Below are 12,311 nucleotides of genomic sequence, written 5' to 3'. Positions count from 1 at the left end.
TGAAATTGTTTAGCAAAAATCGCCAAAAATTACACCGGAATTTCAATAATAAATTCCGTTCCCTCACCCAAAACCGAGTTACAACTCAATTTACCACTATGGGTTGATTCGACAATTTGCCGTGCGATCGCCAACCCCAAACCTGTCCCTTTACCGACAGTTTTTGTAGTAAACAAATGGTCAAACATTTTTTGCTTAACTGACTCACTAATCCCCTTACCATTATCAGCAATGATAACTTTTACACAGTTACTTTCTAGTGAGGTTGTAATTTTAATTCGATTGCAGTTTAGCTGAATATCCTCAAAAATACGTCCATTATTTGATTCTTCTAATGCATCAATAGCATTAGCAAAAATATTCATAAATACCTGATTTAATTGACCAGGAAAACATTCAATTTCAGGTAGATATCCATAGTTTGTAATTACTTCAATTGCTGGACGCAGATCGTTCGCCTTCAGACGATGTTTCAAAATTAAAATTGTGCTATCAATGCCTTGATGGATATTAAATAGTACTTTGTAATCTCTGTCAGCACGAGAGAAAGTTCTTAAACTGGTACTGATATTTTTGAGCCTGTCACACGCCATAGACATAGAATCAATCATTTTGGGCAAGTCTTCTAAGCTATAATCCAAGTCAATCTCTTCAGCATGTTCAATAATTTCATCACTTTTATGGGAGAAACTTTCTTGGTATAGTCTGAGATGTTCAACAATATCAGCAACAGTGGGTTTAGCCTGTTTGAGACTAGCAGCAATGAAACCTAAAGGATTATTCATTTCGTGAGCTACACCAGCAACTAAATTACCCAAGGCTGACATTTTTTCACTTTGGACTATTTGTAATTGGGCATTTTGTAGATCGTTTAGTACTTGTTGCAAATCGAGTGACTTTTGGCGTAAGTCAAGTTCTGATTGTTTGCTTTGCATAGTTTGCCGATAGGCATCGCTAATATCTCGCATCACAACTACTGCACCAAGTTTGTTACCCGAAGCATCAATAATCGCTTGTCCACTTGCCAACAAAATTCTCGTAGAACCATACTTCGGTGCAATGATCATTTCAACATTTTCGACAATTTCTCCTTGGAAAGCGCGAAACAAAGGAATTTCGGTTGTTGATAGAGGTGTTTGACCATCAGGTTGATAGAGATTGAAGTGTTCTGCCCATTCTTCTGGTGGTAATGATTCTACTGGTAAGCCATGAAATTCACTAGTTGCTTTGTTAAATAGGGTCAATTTGCCACTAGCATCACAAACAACAATCCCATCTCTAATATTTTGAATGATGGCATTCAAGAACTCTCGTTCTTTAGCTAAAGATGCTTCGGTCTGTTTTAATTGTGCTAGTGATGCTTGTAATGACTGGGATTTTTCCTGTTCTCGCTCAAAAAGTCGCACATTTTCTAGGGAAATGGCCGCTTGGGCGCAAAGTAAGTTGAGCAGTTCGACGCGATCGCTTGTAAAGGCTCCAGTTGCTAAATTGTTTTCTAAGTACAATATGCCAAGCAACTTCCCTTGATACAAAATTGGGCTGCACAAGATACTCTTGGGCTGCTGTTGCTGAATGTAGGAGTCATTGATTAATTGCGGATGCACCGTGGCATCAATAATCACTGTTGGTTTTAAGCTGCGTTTGACGGTATTAATTAAGCCAACTGGCACATCCTGAGAGTCTTGCACAGGCTCTGGGTTGAGCAACATTGAGTAAAAATTGACGTGAGTAATTCCCTTATTTTTTACAGGGCTAAAAGAAAGCTGTGCTAGCGCCTGAATCAGTAAACGGCCTGACTCCAAAAGCATGAACACACACTTATCGGCTCCCGCATTTTCAATGACGATATGCAGCAATACCGAGAGCAGTTTTTCGAGTTCGATTTCGCCAGAAAGGGCTTGAGAAGCTTTGAAAATGGTAGCTAAATCTAAAGCAACAGAGACGCTACTACTGGAAGTGGCGGAACTGGTGGAGGTGACACTCTCCAAGGCGAAGATCGTTTCGTTAGTTGAGAGGGGAGAACGGGTTTGCTGGAGAATGGGGGCGAGTAATTGGGGATAACGTTTTTCCAGGTTGGCGACTTTGGCTTTTGCACCCCAGCGAGCATAGCCGTAGTAGGCTTGGGTCATATATTCCCCAGCTACCCGCTCTTTGCCCCAGTTGAGGTAAAATTTAGCGGCTAGCTCATTGGCAAGTGCTTCTTCTTGGATATAGCCGTGTTCTTTAGCAAGAGCGATCGCGCGATCGTATAAATCTATTGTCTCGGCTTTGTTGCCATGCACTTGCTCTCGTTCCGCCTCGACTAGATGAAACTTGTGCAGGTAATTTTCTGGAGCATGTTCAGCCCACTTTTTCATCTTTTCCTGATTTTTAGCCACCCGTTGCAAAATGTGTTGCTGTTCTGTCTCACAAACCTGAGCATAGATTGCCAGATGAGCGAGAGAATCATAGGTGTAGCAGAGCGGAACTATGAATAAGCCTGTAGCGCCATCTATATAGTTTTCAGCAGCGATCGCATTTTCCACCGCCAACTCAGATTTGCCAAACATGTAACACAAACCAAGTTGGCTGGCATAGAAATAATACAGCGCAGTCCGATCGCCCGATCGCTGGAGGGCTGGTATAATTACCTCTCGATTAAAGGCATCTCCACTAAGCTCCCAAGGTTCAGAGGAATCGCCAATCATATTCAAAATTGCTTGCTGAAAAACGGTCAGATGACTGGTAAGACCTTCTTGGTTGAGGTGTGCAAGCTGATCTCGGAAGGCCGCACTCTCTCGGCTGAGATTGCTTAGTTCTTTGCCCATAAACCAACAGTATGAGATGTAAATGAATCCGCAAATAGCAGACGATTCTAAATCTCCCGTTTCCAATCCAACTTCGTAGCCTTCCCGGAGAAACGGTAAGGAGTTCTTGAGCGGCTCTTTCCAATGCCACACACTACAATAAATTCCGACATAGACTCTGGATTTTTGTTCTTTGGCATTGAAATGTTCGAGTAACAAAAGTGCTAGTTGGGCACACTCATAACCAAAGTCAATCTCTCCTACCATCCCACAAAGGATCAATCCATAGTAAGCATAGCCAATGGCAGAAAATGAAGTATTGCCATATTGAACTGATAAATTTACCTGCTCGAGGACAATAAACGGTAAGAGCGCTGGACTGACAACAAAGGCAGCAGAAGAGACAGCAGCAAGAATCCTGATAACCGCTAATTTATTAGGGTTTTCGATTTCGGGCAGAGTCATTAAGTCCAGAAGTTGCCTTCCAGCCAGAATCGATTTAGTCGCCTCGAATGCCTGTGCAATCTCTAATTGACTGGGTTCAGAAGGAAAACTCGTACCTAGACGCTCTACAATCTTCAGAGCAATCTGCACTGCCTCTATAAATTCATGTTGGGCTTGAGCAGCTTGAATTTGAACTTCATAAACCTTGACCGTATCCAACAGGTTTCGAGAGTGTTCTATAATCGCTGTTGCCAATTGTGTCATCTGCTGAAAGTTGCCGCTCAGGTAAGCGGTTTCAATGGCAGTTTCGTAGAGGGCTAAGGTTAACTCATACTGCGTTTGCCACATATCCTCAGCTAACAAGGCGATGCCTGTAGTGCAATACTCAAATGCGGCTGTATAGGCAGTTGCGGCTCTGGCTTTCTTTCCAGCTTTCAAATTGAGTTGGGCGAGTTTTATTTGCTCAGAGAGATCGACAATCAGAGATTTGCCGATATTAAGTTGGTTAACAATTTCAAACAGTTTTTCCTCTTGTTCGGCAACGGGCGTATGAGTTAGTAATAATTGCCCAATTTTTAGGTGCGCGATCTGTTTTTGTTCGTCTGGAATCAGGCAATAAGCAGCTTGCTGGACGCGATCGTGCAAGAATTTGTAAATTGTCCTGTGTCCGTTGTCATTTGGACTTTGCAAATGACCCATGACTAATGCAGAATCTTGATAAAACTTGTAGATATCATTAGTTGGAATGATAAATCCTTCTTGCAATGCTTTCCACAAATCCGAAGCGGTTTGAGTCTGCGACTTTTCAGAAACGATCGCCAATGTCGCCAAATCAAACTGATTGCCAATAGAAGCTGCCAGTTTTAAAACATCTTGAGTGATGTCGGGCAATTTCTGAAGCTGTTGGCCCATAAATTCCACCACATCATCAGTTAGAGCCAGCGATCGCACTTGCGCCACATCACACTGCCAAAAACCTACCTCCCAATCAAAGGTAATCAGTCCATCCTCATACAGCGCTTTTAGAAACTGAGTTGTGAAAAAAGGATTGCCTTTGGCTTTTTGATAAACCAACTCTGTTAACGGCAATGCCTGTTTTGTTGTGCAACTGAAAGAGTCGGCGATTAAATGGTTGACATCTGCTTGACTTAAGGGAGCTAGGGTTAAAGTACTGACACAGGAGGATGCTTTTTCAATTTCATCGAGTATCAACATCAGTGGATGAGCTGCAAAAACCTCGTTATTGCGATATGCGCCGATAATGAATAGATAGCCGCAATCACTTTGGCCCATCAACAGCTTCAGCAAATTGAGTGATGCCGAATCTGCCCACTGTAAGTCATCGACAAACATCACCAACGGATGCTCTCTGGTCGTGAAGACTTGAATGAACTTTTGGAACAGCAGATTGAAACGGTTCTGTGCCCCACTGCCCGATACTTCAGCGATCGCAGGCTGTTTGCCGATTATCTGCTCTAGTTCAGGAATCACCTCAATCAGAACTTGCCCATTCTCTCCAACTGCTGCTAAAATTTTGCTCTGCCATTGCTCTAGTTGGATATCGCTTTCATTAAGCAACTGTCCCATCAGGTCACGAAAGGCTTGCACGAAAGCAGATAGAGGAATATTGCGGTTAAATTGGTCATATTTCCCTTTGATGAAGTAGCCGTTCCACCGAACAATCGGCTTATGTACTTCATTAACGACTGCGGTTTTGCCAATACCAGAGAAACCTGCCACGAGCATCAGTTGGGAGCCACCATTAGCCACATGACCAAATGCCGCCAGTAACGTCTGCACTTCTGATTCCCGTCCGTAGAGTTTTTCGGGTATGAGAAAGCGATCGCTGATATCTCGTCGTCCCAATTCAAACCAGGTGTGCTTGCCTGTTTCTCGCCATTGTTCTAAGCAAGTAACTAGGTCATGTTTAAGTCCCATAGCACTCTGATAGCGGTCTTCGGCATTCTTCGCCATCAGTTTGCGGACAATCTCGCCCAGCATCAAGGGCAAATCGGGGTTGAAATCGCAGATAAAGGGTGGAAGTTTCGCAATGTGGCAATGCACCAACTCCATCGGTTCATAGGACTCAAATGGCAGTTGTCCACTTAGTAGTTCAAAGAAAGTCACACCTAATGAATAAAAGTCACTGCGGTAGTCAATGCCCCTGTTCATCCGTCCTGTTTGCTCTGGCGACAGATACGCTAGCGTTCCCTCCAGTCTGTTGGGACTTTGGATATCCTGGGTTTCTCGTGGTAGAAGCGAGGCAATACTGAAGTCAATTAGCTTGATTTGTTTCGTGTCAGGGTGAATCAGGATGTTGGCTGGCTTGATATCTTTGTGAATGACGCGCTGTTGATGCAACTCGTATAGCGTATCTATCAGTTGTAAAGCAATGGGGAGGAATTGCTCTAAGGTTAGTGGTCGTCCTTGCGTAAATTCCCGTAAGGAAATACCACCAAAATCTTCCATTACTATGACATAGCCATTGTTATAAGATTCTAAGTTGTAGGGTTTGATGATACCGGGAATATCTAGATTTTTGGCGATCGCATATTGGTTGCGAAACTGGACTAATTCGCTAAAACTGGGGTATTCTCGTTTTAAGAGCTTGATGACAACTGGTTGGCGATCGCGTTCTCGTACTGCCCGATACACTTGAGTCCGAGAACCTAAATAGAGTTGCTCTATGATTTGATAGCCAGGGAACCTTAAAGTTTCATCAACTCTTGCAATCATAATTTTTTACTATAATTTCTTGTCTAAGGCTTATAATTCCCCAGACAACATTTTGCTTAACAAGCGTTAGAAAAGTTATTGGTGTTGGGTATTGGGCATTCGGGACTAACAGATCGGCCTTTGAGCTTCGTAAACGAGTTTTTGATCCTTGATAAATCTTAAAGTAGAGACTCTATCCGCAGCAAAGTTGATAAATCTAGAGAGGCTAAGTGTTGATAAGCTCGATCGATGACACGCTTACCTCTGAGAAAACCTGTATTCGCTCCCGGACAAATGTAGCAGAGTGCTTCAGGTGTAAAACGTTCTAATAATAACTGAAGACTCTTAATTTGTCGCCGCCAGTGAAAAGTTTTAGCTGTGCGTAATGGTACTGGCTCACCCTTATGATTAGGAACTAAATGGCGACCAGAAAACAATATACCTCCAAGCTGACTGTAGTATAAGCAAGATGAGCCGGGAGAATGACCTGGTGTCCAAATTACTTGTGTTGCTGCATCAAGAGTGAATTCCTGACTAAAGGTAGTTACGGTTAAGCCTGGTAATAAATAAGCTTCTTGTTCTTGCATCAGCACCTCGCAGCCAAAGGTCTGCTGAATTTCAGAGGTTTTGCCAATCGCGCCGCGATGGGTAAGAAATAACCAACGCACGCCTCCATGCGCCGCTAAAAAATCTTGATTTGTTCGATCTAAGGCAGGGCAATCTATGAGGATATTACCTTCATTTCTTACAATAAAATAAGAGGTTCCTCCTAATGTGTCCCGATTGGGTGGAAAAGCAAAAATGCTCTCTTGTGCGAATTCCGATTGCAGAGAACTTCCGCTAGGTACTTCGTCAACGAACACAGACCTTGGTGGCTTAGTTGGATGACTTGGGTGTTGAGGTAAAGGGCACATAATAAAAGAACCGACTCAGAAGTTGTGGATAATCTAGTTACAGTGGGGAAATTCCCAAAAATTCCATAGCACTGTTAACCGTTCGGAAAAAAATTGGGGTTTGAGGTCTACTTTGTAGTTAATGCTATGGTGCTAAAGCTACTGGTAGGGTGTTTTGTCAAAATTACTGAAGATAATATGGGATTTTGGTTTTTGTTTCTCCTCCTACTGGGGCTAGCTACTTATCTAATGGTGCAGCAAAGCGTCGCTAACATCACCCGCACGCCAGTATGGTTGTTATGGCTGGTTTTAATGACACCAGCATTGCTGTTGAGTGGATGGACGCTGATGTACGGAACTAAACTACCTCCACCACCAGGACTGATCGTCTCGTCGTTATTTGTCTGCACACTGTTGTACTGGATCTTGTTTCAATGGGGGCGGAGAGTGCCAACAGATACACAGACCCAAGCCCAAGCCCAAGCCTCAGAATCACAGCCGACTATCCAACCTACCGCAGAACCAATAGTGCGTCCCATTGAGCCAACGGAAGAAACCCAGCTGCGAAATTGTTTTCCTTGGTCTGTATACTACGTTCAGAATATTGAGTATCGACCACAATCCGTAATTTGCCGCGGTCAATTGCGAACTAAAGCTAGCAACGCCTACCAGCAGATTAAGACTAATATTGAAGCACAATTTGGCGATCGCTTCCTGCTGATTTTTCAAGAAGGTTTAAATGGCAAACCTTTCTTTGTGCTGGTTCCCAACACTCAAGCTGCTAAAGAGAAAAATACACCACGACGCGACCAGGAACGCTTAACTCGACCAGGATTAGCACTTCTATTACTAGTAGCTACTTTGATAACTACTACCTTGGTGGGAATGGAAATTGCTGGTGTTTCTCTTCCGCCTCTTTGGGAAATTAGCTCTTTGTTCAAAGTTCTATCTAACCCAGATGTCCTATTTAAGGGATTACCTTATGCTTTAGGACTGATGACTATTTTGGGCATTCACGAACTTGGGCATTATTTGACAGCTAAATCCTACAAGATTCGCTCCACTTTACCTTACTTTATTCCCGTACCTTTCTTCTTGGGAACCTTTGGTGCATTTATTCAGATGCGTAGTCCCATTCCTAACCGCAAAGCTTTATTTGACATTAGTATCGCTGGGCCAATTGCAGGTTTTGTCGCCACCTTGCCATTACTAATATGGGGCTTGGCTCATTCTGACATAGTTTCTCTAACTGAAAAAACCCGACTTTTGAATCCTGATGCCCTGAATCCAAAGTATTCAATCTTACTAGCACTCCTCTCGAAGCTAGCCTTGGGAAGTCAGCTAACGGCAAAATCAGCCCTTGATTTGCATCCAGTTGCAGTAGCTGGTTTTCTGGGACTAATTGTCACAGCTTTAAATTTAATGCCTGTGGGACAATTAGATGGAGGTCATATTGTCCATGCGATGTTTGGACAACGAACTGCGATCGTCATTGGGCAAGTTGCTCGTATTCTCTTACTATTACTTTCGTTAGTTCGGGAAGAATTTTTGATGTGGGCGATTATCTTATTATTTATGCCGTTGATTGATGAGCCGGCACTGAATGATGTAACTGAACTGGATAACAAACGTGATATTGGGGGATTACTGGCAATGGCTTTGTTGATTGTAATTATTTTGCCATTACCGCAAGCGATCGCTAACTTTTTGCAGATTTAAAAATATCAATGTAGCGATAAAAATATATCTGAATTTTTCCCAACTATGGAATTAACTATAGTATGGTATTTTTTATCGAAATAGAATTTAGGAGCCAAAGACTATTTAAAAGTTAGGGTGTGTTATGGCTTTAGTCGAACGCACCGTGCTTTTTTCGAGTGCATGTTAGTACCCCAAGTAGTGTGCCAGAAGCAATTACCTGCCAGAACATAGTTTAACTAAGCTCTGATTTTTAGGTAGGGGAAATTCATGAATTGCCCCTACAGATAAGGTTTTGCGTAAGTCCTAGATAAATGGGGAAAATATCCTGTATTACAACTAACTCGATACAGAATTAGCCGCCTCGGAAGCCTTCGCAGCAGGTGGAAAACCACCCATACGAATCTCAGAAGTGAAGGAAGTAATACTAAATCCACCAAAACTCTTGAGGACATTTACCCGCATTCGCAAATTTGGGCTAGCAAACCACAGGCGTTCTTCTGACCTGATGTTTTCATCTTCTATAGTTAGAATCAATGCACCATCACTGTCAAATTTATAGTGTCCGGCAACTGGAGTTTTCTTTGCATCGAGTGTTTCCCGCAGTAACTTACCTTCTGACGGATTATCTGCATTAGGTACTGAAACTAATACAGTTGAACCACTGTGTTTTGATTGATCCTTTTCCATTGTGCCATTCCAGTTAATTTTGATAGCACAGGAGGCGGAAATAGGATTAACTTCGTACTGTTGACACAGTTTTATGGCTTCTGGATGATCTACTGCCAGCGTCTCAATGATGATGTCTGACTTACTATTTTCAGATTCATTTAAAGCCAAATGTTGACTAGTTCGATGAGAAAACCATTTACCAGCACTTAACTGAAAAAACTCTTCAATATTCATGAATCAAATTACCCTGCATCAAAATGCTAAAATTCCCACTTAATTATTAAAAGGTAGCAGGAAGCTCTAATCTTATTAAGCTTGATTGCCTATTTCCTCAAGCTTCTTGAGGCCAATTCTGGCTGCCTCAGCAACGTTGAAATGATTGTCTTTTTCTAAATATTTTAAAGCTGAGATACTCTTGGGAGTAGGGAGATTACCCAAGGCTTCTGCCAAACGCTGCCTAACTAACCAATCATCTGATTGGGCGAAGCGCAGAATTTGATCGACAGATTCAATATCTTTAATTTCTCCTAGCGCAGAAATTGCAGCTTGTTGCAACACTACTTCTTTGCTATCCAATGCCTGAAGAAGAATTTGCCGGGCACGGGGGTCTTTAATATTACCTAGAGAAACGGCTGCACTAAAGCGTACTAGCCAATCAGTATCTTCATAAAACGCCCGTGAAAGCACTTCAAAGGCTCTAGCATCGCCCAGATATCCTAAAGCACCAGCAGCATCAGCGCGGATGCCATAATCGGGGTCATTTTCGAGAATTCTGACCAAAATTGAATAACATTCTGGCGTTGGCTTGATTCCAAGGGCAAATATTGCCATCGATCGCAGTTGCAAAGATTCGTCGTCTAGTACCTTTTTAATTAAAGGGACTGCCTCTTCAGGAGAAACATGACGCAGATTAGCAAGAGCTACCATGCGATCGCGTAAGTTCGGACTTTCTAACTGAGTAGAAATTTCTTGTAAGCTGAGAGCTGTCATTGAGTTCAAAGCATTTTCTTTACTTATCTTAATTTACCTGATCCTTTCATCAGGCTGTCACCATCGTGAAGTAGGAGTTTGGCGACTTTACAAAATGGCTCAATTATGAATGAAAAATAAACAAATGTTACCTCCGGCTAGATTGTGCGGGTACTAATAGGTGTCGTTAGGGACTTCCAGAAATTAAATTATTCAATTTTGGAGCGAAGATGATCAATTAGATTCTTCCTCCCCTGCTTCCCCTGCGCCCCCTGCCTCCCCTGCTCGCCAAAGCGATGGGATATTTTTTTAGTTGGAAGTCCCTTAATGCTATGTAAACCACTGGTATAGTGGGCTAAAATAAAAGCAAGGCTCAAAAATGTCTGGTTTGTACGATAACTTTTTTGGGGAAAGCCGCGCGTAGCTTGCTGAAGACAACGGTTACACGAAAACACTTTCAAAGCAATTTTAAGAATATATTTGGCAATATCCGGCTATTTATTTAACCAGACTATTTGTAGAAGTCTGGTTCAAACTATATATTTAGACTAGGTTTGAAAACGGAGAGGGAGGGATTCGAACCCTCGTATACATTTCTGCATAACAGACTTTCCAGGTCTGCTTTAAAGATAGCTAGAATGTCTATATAATAAAGACTCTAGTCGATAAATTGTAAGCTATTGCAAAATATTCAACCATTCTAATATACCACTGTGCTAAAGTAGGTCTATCAATTCAACCTCACTTAGTAAAAAATGGTCGCCTCGAAAGACGGGTACCGATATTTGCATTTAATGACAATGAATACTAGCTCTGGTGTTTTTTATCAGCTAAGACTCATTCAGAGACTTGGCAGAAAAACAATAGGCTGCGGCGGTGATAAACGAAACGCCATAGATATCGCTTATGACGTTGACGATATGATACATCGCATGGTAGTTGCTGGTGATGTCGTAGAACTCGATACGCTTAAGCTTTTTGTGAGAGAAAAATTAGATGCATTGAAGCAGCAAAAGCAAGGAATTATTAAGGTAGTTGAGAAAGACGACCTTCGCGTGCTTTGGGATAAATACGTTGACTTCAATACAAAAATAGGTACATGGAGTCAAACAACTGTATTAACTCGCAACGCAACAGTGACAAGTATTATTGAAAATTGCCCTTTTCAAAGATTAGAGCAAAAGCAAGAAATTGTAGGGTATATTTTTGGCGACAAAAGCAGAACAGTAAAAACCTCGAAAGAAAGGCTTAAAACTATTGTTAGCGCTGTCGATTGGTGTAGTAAGCAAGGTATTATCCCCCGTCGCTGGGGAATTGAATATAGAGATTTACTTAATAGCATCAACATTAAAGGGCATGTCCCTGATAATGTTACTGAGAATGGTGAAATAGATATTTTCAAAGTGAGTGAAGTTTACCGAATAGTAGAAGCTTTGCGCAGTGGTGAACATTGCAAGAGAGGAGCGCATCAACAGTACTGGCGTTACACAGCATTCCTTTGGCTTACGGGTTGCAGACCTTCTGAAGCTATAGCACTTAAATGGGAGAATGTAAATTTAGGAAGCAACAAGATAGTTTTTAAGGAAGGACAGGTAAACGCTAGTGGCAAGATAGTGAAACAACAGGGCACAAAAACGGTAGCGAGCAGACAATTTCCTACTAACGAAGAACTGCATACACTACTGTCTTCTTTGCCCGGCAGTCACAAACCTAAAGAATATGTATTTCAGAATCGTAGAGGCGGTGCGATATCTCAACAAGCTTTTAATAGAGTATGGAAACTGTTGCTTGATGCAATGTGCATCAGACATCGCGTTCCTTATCAATTAAGGCATAGCATGATCTCGTATCACGCTAACAACGATTTTCCTTTACATAAGCTTTCACTACTTGTAGGTAATTCTGAGGAAGTCATTAGAGAGCATTACCTTAAAATGGATATCGAAAGGATTTCACTACCGTCAATTATTAAGTAGAGTAATACCTCTAAAAAAAGTGTCACTTTTTTTGACAAAAAAAATGACATAAATTCTGTCATTAAAAGTGACACTTTGTAGAATACATACCGCTCCATAAAAAAATACCCAGTAACACTATAAAATGTTGCCAGGTATTTTGCTTTCAAATAACATTT

Annotated in this window: 6 protein-coding genes; 2 read left to right on the top strand and 4 right to left on the bottom strand. The window is 41.8% G+C overall.

The window, feature by feature from the left end:
• Nucleotides 1–29 precede the first annotated feature (29 nt).
• Entirely contained in the window at nucleotides 30–5,966 is a 5,937-nt protein-coding gene (locus tag V7K42_RS04100) for a trifunctional serine/threonine-protein kinase/ATP-binding protein/sensor histidine kinase (protein WP_334913790.1), read from the bottom strand.
• Between the two features lie 158 nt (nucleotides 5,967–6,124).
• The gene (locus tag V7K42_RS04095) at nucleotides 6,125–6,859 is read right to left on the bottom strand and encodes an MBL fold metallo-hydrolase (RefSeq protein WP_334913788.1); all 735 of its coding nucleotides are present in this window, start codon (nucleotides 6,857–6,859) and stop codon (nucleotides 6,125–6,127) included.
• Nucleotides 6,860–7,036: 177 nt separating this feature from the next.
• Here V7K42_RS04095 and V7K42_RS04090 point away from each other — a divergent pair, with 177 nt between their 5' ends.
• The gene (locus V7K42_RS04090) at nucleotides 7,037–8,557 is read left to right on the top strand and encodes a site-2 protease family protein (protein WP_334913953.1); all 1,521 of its coding nucleotides are present in this window, start codon (nucleotides 7,037–7,039) and stop codon (nucleotides 8,555–8,557) included.
• Between the two features lie 318 nt (nucleotides 8,558–8,875).
• Here the strand turns inward: V7K42_RS04090 and V7K42_RS04085 are convergent, their stop codons facing one another.
• Complete coding sequence (locus V7K42_RS04085) at nucleotides 8,876–9,442, bottom strand: phycobiliprotein lyase (protein ID WP_334913786.1); 567 nt, start codon at nucleotides 9,440–9,442, stop codon at nucleotides 8,876–8,878.
• A 75-nt stretch (nucleotides 9,443–9,517) separates the two neighbouring features.
• The gene (locus V7K42_RS04080; RefSeq protein WP_334913784.1) at nucleotides 9,518–10,198 is read right to left on the bottom strand and encodes a HEAT repeat domain-containing protein; all 681 of its coding nucleotides are present in this window, start codon (nucleotides 10,196–10,198) and stop codon (nucleotides 9,518–9,520) included.
• Between the two features lie 779 nt (nucleotides 10,199–10,977).
• Between V7K42_RS04080 and V7K42_RS04075 the strand changes: the two genes are divergently transcribed.
• A complete protein-coding gene (locus tag V7K42_RS04075; protein WP_334913782.1) occupies nucleotides 10,978–12,153 on the top strand; it encodes a tyrosine-type recombinase/integrase in 1,176 nt (391 codons plus the stop codon).
• Nucleotides 12,154–12,311: the final 158 nt, after the last annotated feature.

The organism is Nostoc sp., assembly GCF_036917455.1.
Taxonomy (GTDB): Bacteria; Cyanobacteriota; Cyanobacteriia; order Cyanobacteriales; family Nostocaceae; genus Nostoc.
The sequence above is the reverse complement of the archived record's forward strand: the minus strand, read 5'-3'. Positions and strand labels throughout refer to the sequence as shown.